We start from the raw sequence: 17,782 nt of genomic DNA on the forward strand, positions 1-17,782 counted from the left end.
TTTTTCTATTGAAAGGTGATAAATATGCCAAGAATCCTATAAAAATGGATCATTTTAGATATTTTGTTTATTTTTTTGCTGCTTAAACGGTAAAAGTAAGAATAAAAAGCATCGGCTTTTTGATTACCATATGGAAGGGAGTAGAAGGAATGCGATCTATATGATGCTGAACTATCTCACCATACATACCATATGAGTCATGCTTGTTTTATATGAACGTTCTATATGTGAATACATGCTTATATATGCATGTACTAATCATTTGTTGTTCATTCCAGTATAAATAGAAAAATTCACATTTATTCTTTTCATGTTCCCTCTCACTATTCCCCATTGCTATAGACCCCTATCCAGCTACTATATCTACTACTCATGATGACCTTTCAAACTCATGATTGATCAACTCATTTTATTCATAGGGTCTTAAGGTGCAATTTTTAGAAAAATTTGATCAGAAGCGGAGTGATTGATCAGACAGTATACAAATGCTTTTTTAATCGTTGTTGAAAAATAATTGTAGAAAAGGGTGGATGTATTGAAAAGAATATTGTCGCTGGCACTGATGACCGTGTTAGTCATACAGTCTAGTATATTAGGAATCTTGCCTTTAGCAGGGGCACAAGCTAAAGACATTCAAGAGAATATTTATGGAAATATTGAGTTTGCTGATAGCGAAGGCAACAAGTTATCAAACATAGAAGATCAGCAAGTAAGAAAGGCCATTGTGCATTGGTCTATCAAAGGAATTGATCTCAAAAAGCAATATCCGTATATTCTCTCTCTTCCTTCAGTCATTCAGGTAGAGAAGGAGCAGAAAGAACGAATTACTGTCAATGACATACCTGTTGGTGAGTATACCGTTTCGAAACAAAATGAAGTGACGGTCACATTCAATGAGGATATTGAGCTTGATCCGAATTTAGAAGGATCTATAGATATTGACGTCACCAGTATAGCTGAGAAAAAAGAGAAAACAAAGCAAAACGAGCGTGAAGAAAATCTTTTAAAAGATGATTCAACCTCATCGGAGAAAGACAAAGCTGCTAACAATCAAAAAGCAGCGCAAACGACACAAAACGATGAAGATGAGTTACTAAAAAACAAAGTGAATGTCTCTAAACGTGTAGGACTGCAAAGTGTGTCGAAACAAATGACAATCCAAGAAAATCTTCTCACTGATGCGCAATTGATATTTGAAGATCAAGAAGGAAATTCAGTAGAAAGGCCTGATATCAACTCACTGATTTCCATTAACTATAAGTGGGCCATCCCGAATGGTCATAACTATAATGGCGGGGATGAATTCCATTTCAAGGTTCCAGAGGAATTAGTCATTTACGAAAAAATCGATCGTCTCGAGATGAAATTTAATCAATCGATCATCGGTTATTTTTCTGTAGATGAAAGCGGAAATGCCTCCATCGAGTTCACAGATTTTATTAAACAATATTCAAATATCCAAGGAACACTTCAAGTATGGACACAATTAGATAAACAAACAGTGATCACTGAAGAAAAAGAAGTGGTGATTACCCCGATTGAAGGCAAAGATACGATATCGATTCCGATTCAATACATTCCAAATGGTCCAAATGTCTCTAAAAAGGGAGAACCCAATCGATCTTACAATGCTGAAACCATTCAATGGACAGTCGATTTTAATATGGACTTAGATGATGTGAAACAAGCGAAACTGTTAGATCCGATTCAAGAAGGTCAAGCGTTAAAAAAAGATTCAATCAAGCTTTATCGTGTAGATACAAAGCTAAATGGTGAAACATCGCTTGGACAGCTGCTTGACGAAAATCACTACACCATCGGCCAAACAGCAGATGGTCAAGATTTCACGATCGAATTTAAAGATGACGTGCATCTCGCTTACCGTTTAATGTATGAAACGGACATTACGAATCAAGATCAGTCTGTGTTTCGTAATAAAGCGTCCCTTGTCTCTGCTGATAAAGAGATTAGTTCAGCAGAAGGAACAGTGAATGTGACAAGAGGCAGTCCTTTAAATAAAAAAGCCGCCCACTACGATCCAGTCACTCAAACGATTACTTGGGAAATTCGGTATAACTATAACGAAAAAAAGCTGGCTCAAAAGGATGCTTTAATAGAAGACTTCTTTAACGGTACACAGTCGCTAATATCTGATTCAATTCAAGTCAAAGAAGTCACAATTGATGAGAATGGCAAAGAATCAGGAACAAAAGCGTTTGAAGATTATGTGGTTCAACCTCAAAAAAAGGATGAACAAAACGGGTTTACCTTGCAATTCAATCAAGATATCCAATCGGCTTACCTGATCACATATCAAACAAAAGCAACCGAGCGAATTTTCGAAGCTGAAGACATTATCAATACTGTAACAGCTGGCAAAGAGAGCGAACAAGGGAAGCAAAGAATTGATCAGCAAATCCTAACGAAAGACCACGGAACACCGGATTACAAGAACAAGACCATTCCATGGCGTATCATCTTCAACAAAGATCAACAAACCATGAACAACGTAATATTAAAAGATACGTTTACAAACGAAGGATTGACGCTGCAAAAAGATAGTTTAAAAGTGACGACAGGTAATACAGTGCTTGAAGAAGGCACAGATTATCAAATCGTTGAACATGCAAATGGATTTGATATTCAATTTACGAAAGAAATCAAGACAGAACATACCATCACATATACAACGTCTTTTGATTATGAAAAAAGAGCAGATAAAGATCAAAAGAACCTGCGTAACCATGTAAAACTTGAATGGGTAAATGAAGATGGCAAGGATTTGACGAAGGAAAACCAATCTGTCTTTACGCCTGACACATACACGCAGTCAAATGGGTTCAAGAATGGAACATATGATGCAAAGAAAAAACAGATCACATGGAATATTGGTGTGAACTATAATTTGAAACATCTAGAAGAGGCGAAAATCGAGGATTTCATTCAAGGAAATCAGCGTTTGCTTAAAGATTCAATTATCGTCTACTCGCTTGATTTACAAGGCGGAGAAAATGGAGCAGAAGAAAAAGAGGTATTAGCAAAAGAACATTATGACATCAAATTCCTTGAAAATGAAAAGGGAGAATCAGGTTTCGAAGTCATTTTCAAACATGCCATTGATTCCCCATACAAAATCACGTATCAAACAAGTGTTGAAGGAATGGATTTAGTACAGAAAACCTACAAAAATAAAGCGACCCTTTATGATGGAAAGACGAAAGAATCAGACGTGAATGCTGTGGTGTCCATTCCAAACGGAGGGAAATACACGAGCAAATCAGGAAATCAACAAGGGAAAGTCATTGATTGGAAACTGAATATCAACTTTGGTCAATCAACAGTCCAAGATGCGACGATTATCGACCATCCGAGCAGTAACCAAGCCATAATAGAAAACTCATTTCATCTGTACTCGACAACAATAGATGAAAAGGGGCAAGTGACTAAAAAGGATGAGCTGGAAAAAGGGAAGGATTATGAACTAGACCTTGAATTCGATCCAGATTCTTTTCAAATCAAATTTAAAGAAGAAATCACGAGACCCTATATTTTAGAATACCAATCTCTCATTTTAGATAAGGTGGGAAGTACACTTCAAAACGAAGTAACGTTTAGAGGTGAAAATGTAAAAGAAATCAAAAAGGAATCCGAAGCCTCAATTGTGGTCAAACGTACCGCTGGCATGGGAGATGGCACAGGAGCGATTGGCGCTTTAACCATTCATAAGGTAGATGCGAGTAGTGGAAAAGCGCTAAAAGGAGCAACCTTTTCTCTGACTGATGCTGCGAGCGGTATCGTCATTGGAACAAAGACAACAGATGAAGAAGGAGCTCTTCGATTTGATCGTCTTCTGTATGGTGACTATATCGTGACAGAAGAGAAAGCACCTGATGGTTATTTGAAAACGAAGGAACCGATCAATGTCACGATTGATCAGCCTTACGAATCAGGAGATCAAACGAAAATAGGAAACAGCATGACGGTGCAAAACCAAGAAATCCGCCAGCATGTGAAGCTCACGAAAAAAGACAAAGAAACGGGTGCGGCATTAGAAAATGCAGAATTTGAACTGAAAAATGAATCTGGAGATACCGTCCAAACCCATTTGAAAACGGATGAAAAAGGAGAAATCCTATTCAAACATCTTGAGCCAGGTTCCTATTATTTTGTTGAAACAAACGCACCGAAAGGCTATCAATTAAATCAGCAAAAATGGCCGTTCACCATTAAAGAAAATCAAACAGAAACAACGGTTGTCACCGCAGTAAATGACATCATCAAAGGCTCTGCAGAATTGAGCAAAATAGGTGAAGGCGGAGAGAGACTAGAAGGTGCACAGTTCAAGCTCTTAGATCAAGATGGGCATGAGCTAAATGGTGCGCTTGTCACAGGAAAAGATGGCAAGATCACGATCAATGAACTAAGACCGGGTACGTATCAGCTCATCGAAACAAACGCACCAGACGGTTATGTATTAGATGAAACACCCATCACATTTGAAGTACCACTCGATCCAAAAGAACCAGTCATCATTTCACAAAAGAACCTCTATGAAACAAGTGCATTAGAAGTGATGAAAGAAGGGGAAGATGGCAAGAAGCTTCAAGGTGTTCGATTTGAAGTCTTGGATCAAAATGACAAAGTCGTGCGTAAAGATTTGACAACAGATGAAGATGGAAAGCTGTTGGTCGATGACCTCAAACCGGGCAAATATCAGCTTGTGGAGACAGAGAGTATTGATGGTTACCAAAAGAAAAATAAACCTTATCCGTTTACCATCGAAATCGCACAAAAAAAACCGGCAGAGATCAAAGTGATCAATGATCTCAAAACTGGAGCTGTCCAGCTCACGAAGCTCGGTGAAAAGAATGATGTGCTTGAAGGAGCAGAATTCAAGCTAGTAGATGCAAATGGAAAAGAGATAAAAACAGGTCTTGTCACAGATGAGAACGGGAAGATCATCGTCAACGATCTGAAACCTGGAACCTATCAGTTTGTTGAAACGAAGGCGCCATTCGGTCATGAGCTTGACGAAACACCTGTCACTTTTGCTATGCCATTTAACCCTGAGAAGCTGGTCAGTGTGACAAAAGAAAATAGCCGCACAACTGGCGGAGTGCTGTTACACAAAAAAGGTGAAGATGGGAAATCATTAGAAGGGGTTGTCTTTGATCTATCTGATGCCAAAGGAAAGATAGTGGCAGGAGGAGAAGGGATTACAACCAATCAGGATGGAAAGATTACCTTCACAGGTTTAAAACCTGGAACCTATCAATTTGTTGAAAGAAAGAGTCTTGAAGGCTATGAATTGAGTGCGAAACCACTTGTCTTTGAAGTTGAAGTAGGTCAAAAAGAATTGATTCAAGTGGAGGCGATCAATCAGCTCAAGAAAGGTTCTGTAGAACTCACAAAAATAGGGGAAGAAAAAGAAAGATTGAAAGGCGCAGAATTTACACTTTTCAATGACAATGGTAAAGAATTGCTGTCAGGTTTGACAACCAACGAAAAAGGCATCATCACTGTCAACGATTTGAAACCAGGTGCTTACCAATTGGTTGAAACGAAGGCTCCTTTTGGACATCAACTTGATGCAGAACCAGTAGACTTTCAGATTGATTTCAACCCAAATCAACTGGTGAAAGTGACAAAAGAAAATATTCGCACGACAAGTGCTGTGAAGCTTCAGAAAAAAGGGGAGGATGGTCAGTTGCTCGCTGGCGTGACCTTTGACCTGATTGATGCGCATGATCAGCGTGTGAAGAAAGATTTGAAGACAGACAAAAACGGTCAACTGACAGTCGATCAACTGAAGCCAGGAACCTACCAATTTGTCGAAACAGCAAGCATTGCCGGCTATGAATTGGATCAGACACCTGTCTCATTTACGATTCGTTTAGGTCAAGACAAACCCACAAAAGTAGAAATGATCAACAAACTGACGCCGGGAGCAGTGGAACTGACCAAAGTAGATGATGAGGGACACACGCTGGAAAACGCAGAGTTTGCTCTTCAGAGTAAAGACGGGAAAACGCTGAAGAAATCACTTGTAACGGATCAAAAAGGAAAGCTTCACATCAACGATCTAAAACCGGGAGAATATCAATTCGTTGAAACGAAAGCGCCTCATGGCTATGAATTAGATGATCAGCCGATCCGGTTTACGATTGAGAAAAATCAGCAGAAGCCTCTTCAATTAACAGCGAAGAATCACTTGATTTTAGGAAGTCTGCGTATCATAAAGGTAGACCAGCAGACTGATAGAACCTTAAAAGGTGCAGCCTTTGACATTCGTACAAAAGCTGGGAAAATCATCAAATCTGTGACAACAGGAAAAGACGGAGAAGCCATTGTCAAAGGGCTTAAACCTGGTGAATATACACTCACAGAGACGAAAGCTCCAAATGGTTATGTAGCGTTAAAAAAACCACTCGCTTTTACAATTCAAATGGGCGAAGTGGAGATCAAGACATTGATTGTGAAAAATGCTCCAATGAAGAATGAAGTGGACCACACAAATCCTCCAGCTTCAGATCAAGGGGATCAACATCCGCCTCATGACTCAAACGGTGAATTGCCAAAGACTGGGGAAGAATGGCTACGTTATTTGATGTATGCAGGGATTTTACTAGTAGTGTCTGGAACTGTTCTTCTTGTAGTCAGAAGAAGGACCATTCAGTAAAAGGAAGGAACGAGTGTATTGATGAAAAAAAGAACCTTATTAGGCAGCTTTTTGGTGGTCGCAGGACTAATGCTCATCTCCGTTCCTTTTCTATATGAGTGGCGAACGTCTCAAGAGGCAGCAGCCATGGAAGAGGCATTGAAAATGATTGAAGAAAATGACAGTGATGCCCTTTCTTCTATTCCACATTTAACTGTGTCAGAAGAAGACCTGCGAGATACGATGGAGCTTGAGATCCCGTCAATTGATTTAAATGAAAAAGTGCTACCTGTTACATCAAAAGAAAATTTAAGTATTGCACTGACTCAAATCAAATCTCATCAAATGCCAGGGGAAGGAAATTTCACGATTGCAGGCCATAGAGGGTATAGGGGCGACCGGCTTTTCCGGCAGCTGCCAGAGGTGCCTAAAGGGGAAAAAGTCGTCTTACATCATCAAGCAGAAACATACGAATACAAAATTGTCAGCTCAGCTACGATAGAACCGACGGATGTTGATGTACTAAAGGATCGCGGGAAAAATGAACTGACATTGATCACTTGTACTCTTGATGGCCAGAAACGATTTGTCTTAAAAGGAATACGAATCAATGCTTCAAAGGATAAGCAGCCGTCGGATGTATAACACCAACATAATAGATGATGAGTTTGATGGAAAAGCAGCGCTCACGACCGACATGTTACACCAATTGTTAGTAGAACATTATCCCACTTTAAAAAACGAACGTTGGGATGTGGATATAGATACAATTCGGACTTCGCCTATTCTTCATCCTTTATTAAGAAGGAAGATTCCGATAGGTATTGAAAAATTCACATGTGTTTTGTTCACGCAGCAGACAGGGTCCTTTGGAGAGCCTTTGATTGTGTACTTTTTATTGGATGAAAAAGGCGAATCGATTTACGCAATGGATTTCTTGCTTGAGCAGCATGATCCACATTAAACGAGAAATAAAAAAGCAAGATCTTTAATGAACGGGTTCGGTTTTAAGGTGGGAAAATTGTATTAGTCATATAATGAGGACTCTAATTCGTATATGAATTGGAGTTCTTTTATTTGTTTATATGAAAGAGTACAAGCTATCGTCAAGACCTGTGCAGAATATATGGAGTATAGTGAAAGCGAAGTCGTTGATATGTTGTTGCTCCATATTTTAGATGATAAAGATTTTATAAAATGGATTGAAAATAGACTTAATCATCGGCGGATTGTGGTTAAACGGACCAAAGAAGACCATCTCGATTTTATCCCTTTCCCTGTTTCTTCGGAAAAACTCTGATAAAATTCATTTAGATATCCGTCATTAGTAGGTATGGAGGTAAAAGAATGTTAAAAGAAGACCCTGAATATATTTTTCGTCATGATGCACGACCAGAAGCTGTTCATGATTTAGCCGATGTAGATGAAAATGCCACTGAGTTAGTAATCACAGGAAAAACAAAAAATATTGAAAGGTTGAACTCTTTTTCTAACCTGACGAAATTGTGGATTTACAAAGTGGGCCAAAAGGAATTCAATACGATCTTGAGCTTAGTTAATCCCAAAATGCTCTATATGCGTGAACTGAGAGTAGAAGATTTATCAATCATCAGTTCTCTTCAAGATGTTGAGGTATTGTCACTTGAATGGAATACAAAGGCACAAAATTTATGGGATCTATCAAAAAACACTTTTTTAAAATCTTTATCCTTAACAGATTTTTCAAAGTTGAATGACATAGCCCCTTTGCAAAAAAACACTGGTTTAGAATGGTTACAATTGTCAGGTGGGATTTGTAATACATTAAATTTAAATACGCTACAGCCTTTAAGATACCTCAAACATTTAAAATATCTGTGCTTATCAAATATAAAAGTGAAGGACGAGTCTTTAGAGCCAATATCGGCATTAGAGGGACTCAAGGAACTTGATATTTCAAACCAATTCCCGACAGAAGAATACGCTAGATTATCCGTCACCCTTCCAAATACGAAGTGTGATCGTTTTGCACCATATATCTTTTTATCAAGTCCTATTGTAGATAAAGATGTAATGGTGATTGGAAAGCGGAAACCGAAATTAAATTCAAAAGTCGATGGGGAAAAGTTGCAAAAATACGAAAAACAATTTAAAGCGTACCAAGAAAAGTATAAAAATTAACTGAAAAAGCAATGGATAATCTATTCCATTGCTTTTTCTATTACGCAAATAACTTCAGCCCAACGACGCCAATCACAATCAGCAGCAAGCTGAGGATACGAATCATGTTTTTCGGCTCTTTAAATAGAATCATATTAAACAAGACAGAACCCGCTGTTCCAAGTCCAATCCAAACCGTATAGGCAACGGAGACTTGAACGGAAGAGAACGAGGCGTACAAAAACAAAAAGGATAAGGCAAATCCGCCGACAAATATAATACCTGTCGTGAGTTGCTTTTTCTTACTAAACATATTGAGACCAATGGTTCCGCCAATTTCACAGGCAGAGGCCAACAGTACAAAAAACCAGCCCATTTATACCGCTTCTCCTTTCTGCTCATGTGCATCTCCATCAGACACTTTCAGTCCAATAATTCCGAGAATTAAAATACCCATAAATAAAAGCTTTTCTAATGAAAACGAACCGCCGAATAGCGCATAATCCATCAAAGATGTACCAATCGTTCCAACTCCTGCAAACACGGCGTACACAGTCCCTGTCGGCAGCTTCTCGCAGGCTTTCATTAAAAAATAAAAATCAACCGGGATCAGGCAGATTATGATCGCCCACTCCCACACAGCATCAGCTCTATTTAAACCAAACACCCAAAGTAATTCAAATAAACATGTGAGTGCAACATACATCCAGCTTTTTTTCATCGTATTTCCTCCTAAAACTTAAAACTGACGATTCGTCATTTTGGAGCCAAAAAAGAGCGTACAGCAAGTGCTGTACTAAGTTAAGGTGTCTCTATGCCAAGTGCGTAAAGGAGAAATTGCTTCACCTCTCGTTTTTGAATCAGAACCTCTTCTGTATCTGTTTCTGTAAATAAGTACATTTGCTCAGCTGATGATTCAAGTAAACCGATAATGAATTTCGCAGCATATTGACAGTTCAAGTTCGCACGTACTCTTTTGTCCTGTTTTGCCTTTTCTAAAAAAGAAGCGACCCATTTGTAAATCGGTTCATAAATATCTTCCCATTCCTTTAAATGCTCGGTGGCAGCTAAACCTGAATACGTTAGGGCAAGAACATCACGGTATTGTCTTGTAAAAGAGAAAATAAATTCAACTAGCGCATCTGCTTGATCAAGTACATCCGCATGCTGAGTGAGTTCCTTTTCAATGGCAGGGACCATCTGTGCGATTAGATGTTCAGCGATGGCAGGCATGACAGACAGCTTTGAAGGAAAATATAAATAAAAAGTTCCTTGCGCTACTCCTGCTGTTTTCACAATATCCGATATAGTCGTCTTTTCAATTCCCTTCTCTTTAAAGGCATCAATCGCAGCAAGCATAATTTTTTCTCGTTTTGACACAGGATCACCGACCTTAAAATGACTGAATGTCAGTCAGTATACCGAGAAAATGACGATTTGTCAATATGGGTTTCTCGTCATTGAATAGGAGAATAAGTGATGAATAGATGCGGGCAGGCCTGAATAAGCTGTAAATATGGTCAAGCATGATGTGAGAAAGGGGCAGCTCTCCGTATGACATTCAGTGCGATGTTTTCCATGACTTATTTTCTCTTGCTCGTCCCGCTCTATTTACATATGAGATACAGACAGGCGAAAAAACAAAAACGATTTATCTATTTACGAACTGAAATCGTTCTTGCCTGTCTGTTTATGTATACAAATGTTTTATTATATTTGACGGTCTTTCCTAATCGTTTTTCCGCACCAAGGGATCAGGTGAGTGTCAACCTCATGCCTTTGCAGTCCATTTATCAAAATCTCCATGCCTATCATCATGGCTATCCCAATCTTGTTTTTTTAAATTTGGCAGGGAACATTTTGTTATTTGTGCCACTTGGTTTTTTTCTTTATCAAGCATTCCGAACCTTGCGCTGGCAAAAGGTGATTCTTGCTGGCTTTTTCTTGTCAACAATAATTGAAGTGCTTCAATGGATATTCTCGCAATCTGGTATGATTACAAGAAGCAGCGATATTGATGATATTCTCTTAAATACACTTGGCACAGCGCTAGGTTGTATGTTGTATCGGATGTATCAACGAAGGAAGGAGAAAATCAAGTGAAGCGAGTTTGTATCATTCCATGTGGGGCGAAGAAAATATGGGACGTCCATCCAGAGGCAGGGAGCCAGCCGGCGAACCTCGTTTATTTAAGTCCGCTGCATCAGCGTACGAAAAGCTATGCCCGAACGTTCTTTTCAGACTACCTAATCATTTCAGCGAAGCATGGATTCTTAAAGGCAGATGATATTATTCATGAAAATTATGATGTGGCTTTTGGTACACCGCATACTGATCAGATAACAAGAGAAGCACTAAGTCAGCAATTTCATGAAAAACATCTCACTGCATATGATGAATTAGTGATACTAGGTGGAAAGAAATATCGAAAGGTGATCGATCCGTTATTACTTCCTCATCAGACAGCGATTTATCCGCTGGCTCCATATAAAGGAATTGGCTATATGCTTCAGGCGTTAAAGCAAGCCGTTGAGACAAAAGTAGAACTTCCGCCGCATATTTAACGTATTCACATCTACCGGTAAGCAGGGTTTTGATCATTAAAAAGAGAATGAATGAAGTAGCGATGCTGATTGTTTCATATCTTTTCAGCAGCCACTTGGATGTCCGCATCGCTTATTAGAGTGGCTATATGAAAAAGGGGGCGTATGAACATGACAACCATCTATTTAGCTGGTGATTCAACCGTTTCATCTTATCCAGATCGTCCTGTTCAAGGAGGGTGGGGAGAGTTTTTACATCGCTACACAGCGCAGGGTGTGAGCGTCGACAACCGCGCAATCGGTGGAAGAAGCTCAAAAACATTCATTGAAGAAGGACGGCTTGATAAAATATTGGCTGACATTCAGCCTGGGGACTGGCTGTTTACACAAATGGGGCACAATGATGCTTCAACGGAGAAGCCCGAACGGCATACAGATCCTTTCACAACGTATAAAAGCTATTTGTCTCAATATATTCACGGAGCAAGAGCGAAAGGAGCTACACCGCTTTTATTAACGCCAGTCGGCCGCTTTCATGAAAAAGACGGAGAATATATCAACGATTTCCCTGATTACTGTGCCGCGATGAAAGAACTAGCTGATGAAGAAGAAGTCCTTCTTGTAGATTTAAATACGGCAAGCCTTCAGTTTTATCAAATTTCCGGCATAGAGAAAACGACTTCTTATTTTATGCTGTCAACAGGCATAGAGGATCGCACGCACTTTACAAAAGAAGGAGCAGATGCGATTGCAAGGCTTGTTTCGCTGGAATTAAAGGACCTTGGATTAACGATTGTGTGATGGATGACAGGACGAGAAAGTGCTCGTCCTGTTCTTTTTATAGAAAGCTATTGATTCCCTTCGCTAGAGTAGACTACAATAGATACATATGATAATGAGAATCAATATCAATGATAAATAGATCATTCAATGAAAAAACGGAGGGACTCAAATGACAGATCAGCTTGAATTGTTTGACGTCACCATTATTGGCGGCGGTCCAGCAGGAATGTACACCGCCTTTTATAGTGGGATGCGGGATTTAAAGACGAAGGTACTGGAGTATAACGAAAGCCTTGGCGGAAAAATCCTCCTATATCCTGAAAAAGTCATTTGGGATGTGGGCGGTTTGCCGCCAACAAGAGGTGAACAGCTGATTCAGCAGCTAGAAACACAGGCGAAAACATTTGAACCAGAGATTGCGTTGAATCAAAAAATCACGCAATTCGAGCGGGATGAGAATGGTCATATCCTGCTGACGGCTGAAAATGGCGATCGTCATTTGACAAAGACCCTCATCTTAGCCATGGGTCACGGAATTCCAGTTCAGCGAAAACTTGAAATCGAGCATGCAGACCGTTATGAAGTAACAAACCTTTATTACACCGTGCAGGAGCTAAAGACGTTTGCAGGAAAGCGGGTGGTCATCTCTGGAGGAGGAGACTCAGCTGTTGATTGGGCCAATGCCCTCGTTCCAATTGCTGAAAGTGTGACCGTTGTGCATCGTCGTGATATGTTTGGCGGACATGAAAAAAACGTCGCCAACATGAAAGCATCCAGTGCTCGCATTCTCACACCGCATGAACTCACAGAGCTTCATGGTCAAGGTGACAAAATTGAAGCCGTCACCATTCAGCACTTAGAAACAGGCGACATCGAACGAATCGAAACCGATGCTGTCATCGTCAACCATGGCATGAAAGGTGATTTAAGTGTTCTATCAGAATGGGGACTGAAGCAAGGTGAGTGGGGACTCATCGAGGTCAATGAAAAGATGGAAACCAATTTACCTGGCGTCTATGCAGTTGGCGACTTATGCACACATAAAAGTAAAGTGCGTTTAATTGCCGGTACGTTCGTTGATGGAGTCAATGCACTCAATAGCGCAAAGTTATACATCGAACCAGAAGCAGAAAAAGTAGCGTACGTGTCTTCACATAATGAACGCTTTAAAGAGAAAAACAAAGAATTACAAACGGCTGGAGCGCGATAATCACCATTCAGTCAGACATTGAAGTGCTAAAATGGTTTATTTTAGCACTTTTTTATATGGAAGGAGAAAGAGAAAATGACCGCCTATACTCATACAATTCTTCGCATGAAAGAAAGCAGTAAACGATCTCTTTCTGTGAAACAAACGGACTCATGGCAAACATCTTCACTGATGTTCTTGACTACGGACGGTTCGGTGAGACTTGACATGGAAGGAATTCGATATGAGCTAAACGCCAAAGACAGTGTGTTGATCCGCTCAGGAATAGATGTCATGGTTGAATCTTTATCCAGCAAGCAAGTAGTGATCTATACGGTCACATTTGACCAATTCACTCTGGCACATGATGCACAAAATGAATTGGTCTATAAGGTGAATCATGATCATCTCCCTGATAACGGGGAAGTGGTGAAAGGCTCTGCCGTCCTTTTTTCTTACATCAAACAAATACAGGCGAGCCAAATCATACAAGAACAGGCGAAATGGCTGGAAGAAATCATGTTCATTTTCCGCAAACAATCCAAGCCATACAACGAAAAAGTGCATTATTCGATTAACATGATCTTGCAGTATATGGCTGAGCATTATGATCAAAAACTAACAAGAAAAGACTTAGCTCATAAGATGGGGTTTCATGAGAGTTACTTTTCTACCTTTTTCAAACAAAGTATGGGAATGAGTGTGACAGAATACATTGCACAAATTCGAATAGACGAAGCCAAAAAACGTCTTTTGCAAACAGACGATCAAATTCAAATCATAGCACGGCAAGTCGGGTATGCAGACAGTTTATATTTCAGCAGGAAGTTCCGTCAAAAAACAGGAAGAACGCCCAGTCAGTTTAGAATGAACCGAAGACCAGAGCGGATTGCGGCTTTTCAATTTGTCGGGTCATTGGTCGCAATAGGCATTGAGCCTGTTTGTATTGACGAAGAAACCGATCTCCATTCAGATATACTCAAAGAACAACTGGCCGGTTCGCTCGTCATAAATGAACACACGCCTGATGACGTCTTCAAATCACTTCAATTAGATGTCATCATCGTCCCTAACTATTACTATTCAAAACCTGCATTGATCAAGCGGTTGGAGCGGATCGCACCAGTTCTTGTTCTGCCATACGCCGGTCATCATGCTGTACAAGATGTACTGTCTATAGGACGCCTTTTAGGAAGAGAAAATGAGGCAAACGATTGGGTGAAACGATTTGAACAGCTTAGTCACAAGGCAAGACACACCCTGTCTTCCTTTAGAGAAAAAGGCGAGACCGTTGCGATCTATGAAATGAGAGGACATGACAAAGTGTATATGTGGTCCTATGAGGCAAGAGGGGCCTTCTATCTTTACGAAACGCTTGGCTTAAAACCTCCAAAAGCCATTTTAGAAGAAGTTCTTCTTCCTAATCAACATACAGTCATTCCTTTAGAGAGACTTGGAGAATACGAGGCGGATCATATGTTTTTTATTGTCTCTGACCAATATGGGTGGTATAAGCAAATGGACAAGCGAATGGAAGAAAGTGATGTTCTTCGTCAATTATCGGCTGTGAAAAATGGTACCTTTTATCCAGTAAAACTGGAGGAGTTTCGATTTGATGAAGGAGAGCGTGCACTTCTTTTGATGGACCGGTTTGTCTCTCAATTGACACAGCCAGCCTATCCAACAATTGTCCATATGTAAGTTGCGAGAATCCTCCATAGACCACTACGGGTGAGGTTGATAGAATACATGAGACTAGTAATTGATAACTATTCTCATTTGTAGTGGCGAAAATGAAGGAGGAATATGGAGATGAAAAAGACGTATTGGATATGTGCTGTCATTCTTCTAATGATATTGACGGCTTGTGGCAATAAAGAACAAGCCAAAACAGCAGAATCAAAGCAAGAAACGAAAACGGTTGAAACAGTGAAAGGAAAGATAGAGATTCCAGCTGAACCTAAACGAATTCTTGTAGATGGATATTTAGGGAGTGTGATTGCACTTGACGTTCAGCCTGTGGGATCGACCACGCAGGATTTAAAGAACGTACACTTAAAGGGCAAGATAAAAGGAATAGAGGACATCAGTGACGAGCGTTCAGCTGAAAAAGCACTTAGCTTAAAGCCTGATCTGATTATCACAGCGGTACAGGATGAAAAAGTCTATGATGTGTACAAAAAAATAGCCCCTACCATCGTGTATCCTTACGGTTCTTTCAAAGATGCACATGAAGAATTAACGACGCTGGCAAAAATTTTAAATAAAGAAGAGGAAGGAAAAGCATTCCTCACCGCCTTCGATCAACGAATTGAGGCTGCTAGGAAAAAAGTGAAGTCTGCTTTAAAAGAGAATGAAACGGTCTCGATCATGGGTGCTTTTAAAAATGATGTCTATGTATATGGTAACGGAATTTATCGAGGCGGGCAGGCATTATATCAGCAATTACAGGTAAACCCGCCAAAACAGGTCAGAGATACAATTTTAAAAAGTAAGACAGGGTATGAAGTCATTTCGTATGAAACCCTTCCTGAATATGCAGGAGATTACATTTTCATTGATGAAAGCAACGGCGGAACATTTGATAAAAACAATTCTATTTGGAAGAGTCTAGAATCTGTCAAAAAAGAGCAGACCTATCAAATGGATACAGAGTTCTTCTGGCCTTACGATCCGATTGCAGTAGCCAATCAAGCGGAAGAGTTTGCTGACATATTGACAGAAATGTCTGATCGGTAGGAGGTCTGTCAATTGTTAAAGCGTTTCTTCTCATACTACAAACCATATATGGGGCTGTTTATATTAGATTTTTCCTGTGCGGTACTGGCAGCCTTACTCGAATTATCCTTTCCCCTTGCCATCAGTAAAGTGATGGACGATTTACTGCCAAATGGTGATTGGAATGCCATTTGGTTTTGGGGCATTCTGCTCCTCGTTTTATACGTGATCAGTTCTACGATGCATTATGTCGTCACCTATTTTGGGCACAAATTAGGCATTAATATAGAAACGGATATGAGGAATCAGCTATTTTCTCATGTACAAAGAATGTCCTTTCGCTTCTTTGACAAAAAGAAAACGGGAAAACTCGTGTCCCGTATGACAAATGATTTAATGGATATTGGAGAAATCGCGCATCATGGCCCGGAGGATTTATTTATCGCGATCATGACACTCACGGGTGCCTTTGGCTTGATGCTGTCGATTAATTGGCAGCTGGCAGTTCTCACATTTATTGTCGTTCCATTCTTGATCGGATTATCCGTCTACTTTACGAAAAAAATGTCTGCTGCTTTTGATAAAATGTTCTCGAGTATTGGTCAATTCCATTCACGTGTGGAAAACAATATTAGTGGCATACGTGTTGTGAAAGCATTCGGAAATGAATCACATGAAATGGACCGATTTATTGAACATAACGAGCAATTTAGAAAGACAAAGCTAACCACATATCAAATGATGGCTGTGCATACCGCTGTCAGTCATTTTCTTATTAAGAGTGTGACAGTGTTTGGCCTTGTATGCGGCGCATGGTTTGTGCTGCAAAAAAATATGACGTATGGGGAATTTGTATCATTTGTGCTATTAACAGGCATCTTCTTAGGACCCATTCAACAAATCAATGCAGTCATTGAAATGTATCCAAAAGGTGCAGCGAGCTTTAAACGATTTGCATCACTCATCGATCAATCGCCAGATGAAAAGGATGCGGATGATGCCATTGAAGTTGATCAGTTAAATGGGGATATCGTTTTTGATCACGTGTCTTTTCAATATGAATCAGACAAACCGGTTCTTCATGACATCAATCTTGAGGTGAAACAAGGAGAGACCATTGCGGTCGTAGGTCCCTCTGGTGCTGGGAAATCGACGCTTTGCAGTTTGCTGCCACGTTTTTACGAATGGCAGGAGGGTACCATTACAATTGATGGCATAGAGACAAGAAAGATGACACTGCCTTCGCTGCGGAGACAAATTGGTGTCGTCCAGCAAGATATTTATTTATTCCATGGGACCATTCGAGAAAACATTTTATACGGAAAACTCGATGCATCTGATGAAGAAGTGTGGCAGGCAGTGGAGAAAGCCCAACTGAAGGATCTTGTAAATAGCTTGCCAAATGGGCTTGATACGATCATCGGTGAACGCGGAATGATGTTATCTGGCGGACAAAAACAGCGTATCTCCATTGCACGTATTTTCCTTAAAAATCCGCCAATTTTTATTTTAGATGAAGCCACATCTTCTCTGGATACGGAGACAGAATCCTTTATTCAGGGCTCACTTGAAGAACTATCTGAAGGACGAACCACGTTTATTATTGCGCATCGCCTAGCGACCATCCAGCATGCTGACCGGATTGTGGTTTTAACAAAAGAGGGTATCAAGGAGCAAGGCAGGCATGAAGACCTGCTGGAAATGGACGGCATGTACCGGCGTTTGTATGAAACACAGTTTAGAATGTAAAAG

Annotated in this window: 14 protein-coding genes; 11 read left to right on the forward strand and 3 right to left on the reverse strand. The window is 40.0% G+C overall.

Annotated features, from left to right (window positions below; translation table 11 throughout):
• The first annotated feature begins 526 nt into the window (after positions 1-526).
• The 4 genes from FXF70_RS15600 (at position 527) to FXF70_RS15620 (ending at position 8,818) form a co-directional block, all read left to right on the forward strand.
• Positions 527-6,679: a SpaA isopeptide-forming pilin-related protein gene (locus FXF70_RS15600; RefSeq protein ID WP_262368855.1), complete on the forward strand. Its 6,153-nt coding sequence runs from the start codon at positions 527-529 to the stop codon at positions 6,677-6,679.
• Positions 6,680-6,700: 21 nt separating this feature from the next.
• Positions 6,701-7,303, forward strand: a complete 603-nt coding sequence (locus tag FXF70_RS15605) for a class D sortase (protein WP_008341713.1) — start codon at positions 6,701-6,703, stop codon at positions 7,301-7,303.
• Positions 7,296-7,622: a hypothetical protein gene (locus FXF70_RS15610; protein WP_148780652.1), complete on the forward strand. Its 327-nt coding sequence runs from the start codon at positions 7,296-7,298 to the stop codon at positions 7,620-7,622. The genes FXF70_RS15605 and FXF70_RS15610 overlap by 8 nt, the downstream gene beginning before the upstream one ends.
• Before the next feature lie 383 nt (positions 7,623-8,005).
• Positions 8,006-8,818: a leucine-rich repeat domain-containing protein gene (locus FXF70_RS15620; protein ID WP_148780656.1), complete on the forward strand. Its 813-nt coding sequence runs from the start codon at positions 8,006-8,008 to the stop codon at positions 8,816-8,818.
• A gap of 40 nt (positions 8,819-8,858) precedes the next feature.
• Here FXF70_RS15620 and FXF70_RS15625 read toward each other — a convergent pair whose 3' ends face one another.
• From FXF70_RS15625 to FXF70_RS15635, 3 genes are all read right to left on the reverse strand, one after another.
• Positions 8,859-9,173: a DMT family transporter gene (locus tag FXF70_RS15625; RefSeq protein ID WP_017358818.1), complete on the reverse strand. Its 315-nt coding sequence runs from the start codon at positions 9,171-9,173 to the stop codon at positions 8,859-8,861.
• Positions 9,174-9,518: a DMT family transporter gene (locus FXF70_RS15630; protein ID WP_003217798.1), complete on the reverse strand. Its 345-nt coding sequence runs from the start codon at positions 9,516-9,518 to the stop codon at positions 9,174-9,176.
• Positions 9,519-9,598: 80 nt separating this feature from the next.
• Positions 9,599-10,177 (reverse strand): TetR/AcrR family transcriptional regulator, encoded by a 579-nt coding sequence (locus FXF70_RS15635; protein ID WP_008341700.1) that lies wholly within the window; start codon positions 10,175-10,177, stop codon positions 9,599-9,601.
• A gap of 174 nt (positions 10,178-10,351) precedes the next feature.
• On the opposite strand from FXF70_RS15635, the gene FXF70_RS15640 reads away from it, so the two are divergent.
• The 7 genes from FXF70_RS15640 (at position 10,352) to FXF70_RS15670 (ending at position 17,779) form a co-directional block, all read left to right on the forward strand.
• Positions 10,352-10,900, forward strand: coding sequence for a VanZ family protein (locus FXF70_RS15640; RefSeq protein ID WP_148780659.1), 549 nt, complete (start codon positions 10,352-10,354; stop codon positions 10,898-10,900).
• On the forward strand, positions 10,897-11,361 hold the full coding sequence (locus tag FXF70_RS15645) for a DUF6884 domain-containing protein (protein ID WP_025206957.1): 465 nt from the start codon (positions 10,897-10,899) through the stop codon (positions 11,359-11,361). Before FXF70_RS15640 ends, FXF70_RS15645 begins: the two co-directional genes overlap by 4 nt.
• 150 nt (positions 11,362-11,511) lie before the next feature.
• Positions 11,512-12,141, forward strand: coding sequence for a rhamnogalacturonan acetylesterase (locus FXF70_RS15650; RefSeq protein WP_039167979.1), 630 nt, complete (start codon positions 11,512-11,514; stop codon positions 12,139-12,141).
• A gap of 151 nt (positions 12,142-12,292) precedes the next feature.
• A complete protein-coding gene (locus FXF70_RS15655; RefSeq protein ID WP_024720272.1) occupies positions 12,293-13,333 on the forward strand; it encodes an NAD(P)/FAD-dependent oxidoreductase in 1,041 nt (346 codons plus the stop codon).
• Positions 13,334-13,408: 75 nt separating this feature from the next.
• Positions 13,409-15,013, forward strand: a complete 1,605-nt coding sequence (locus tag FXF70_RS15660; protein ID WP_148780662.1) for a helix-turn-helix domain-containing protein — start codon at positions 13,409-13,411, stop codon at positions 15,011-15,013.
• A 111-nt stretch (positions 15,014-15,124) separates the two neighbouring features.
• On the forward strand, positions 15,125-16,051 hold the full coding sequence (locus FXF70_RS15665; protein WP_169476138.1) for an ABC transporter substrate-binding protein: 927 nt from the start codon (positions 15,125-15,127) through the stop codon (positions 16,049-16,051).
• A gap of 12 nt (positions 16,052-16,063) precedes the next feature.
• Entirely contained in the window at positions 16,064-17,779 is a 1,716-nt protein-coding gene (locus FXF70_RS15670) for an ABC transporter ATP-binding protein (RefSeq protein ID WP_148780664.1), read from the forward strand.
• The last annotated feature ends 3 nt before the right edge of the window (positions 17,780-17,782 follow it).

The sequence above is a fragment of the Bacillus sp. Y3 genome, assembly GCF_008123875.1.
Classification (GTDB): Bacteria; Bacillota; Bacilli; order Bacillales; family Bacillaceae; genus Bacillus; species Bacillus altitudinis.

Excerpts from the sequence above, each read along its gene's own strand:
- FXF70_RS15605 (WP_008341713.1), top strand. The coding sequence starts at position 6,701 with ATGAAAAAAAGAACCTTATTAGGCAGCTTTTTGGTGGTCGCAGGACTA.
- FXF70_RS15655 (WP_024720272.1), top strand. The coding sequence starts at position 12,293 with ATGACAGATCAGCTTGAATTGTTTGACGTCACCATTATTGGCGGCGGT.
- FXF70_RS15665 (WP_169476138.1), top strand. The coding sequence starts at position 15,125 with ATGAAAAAGACGTATTGGATATGTGCTGTCATTCTTCTAATGATATTG.
- FXF70_RS15610 (WP_148780652.1), top strand. The coding sequence starts at position 7,296 with ATGTATAACACCAACATAATAGATGATGAGTTTGATGGAAAAGCAGCG.
- FXF70_RS15650 (WP_039167979.1), top strand. The coding sequence starts at position 11,512 with ATGACAACCATCTATTTAGCTGGTGATTCAACCGTTTCATCTTATCCA.
- FXF70_RS15640 (WP_148780659.1), top strand. The coding sequence starts at position 10,352 with ATGACATTCAGTGCGATGTTTTCCATGACTTATTTTCTCTTGCTCGTC.
- FXF70_RS15660 (WP_148780662.1), top strand. The coding sequence starts at position 13,409 with ATGACCGCCTATACTCATACAATTCTTCGCATGAAAGAAAGCAGTAAA.
- FXF70_RS15630 (WP_003217798.1), bottom strand. The coding sequence starts at position 9,518 with ATGAAAAAAAGCTGGATGTATGTTGCACTCACATGTTTATTTGAATTA.
- FXF70_RS15625 (WP_017358818.1), bottom strand. The coding sequence starts at position 9,173 with ATGGGCTGGTTTTTTGTACTGTTGGCCTCTGCCTGTGAAATTGGCGGA.
- FXF70_RS15620 (WP_148780656.1), top strand. The coding sequence starts at position 8,006 with ATGTTAAAAGAAGACCCTGAATATATTTTTCGTCATGATGCACGACCA.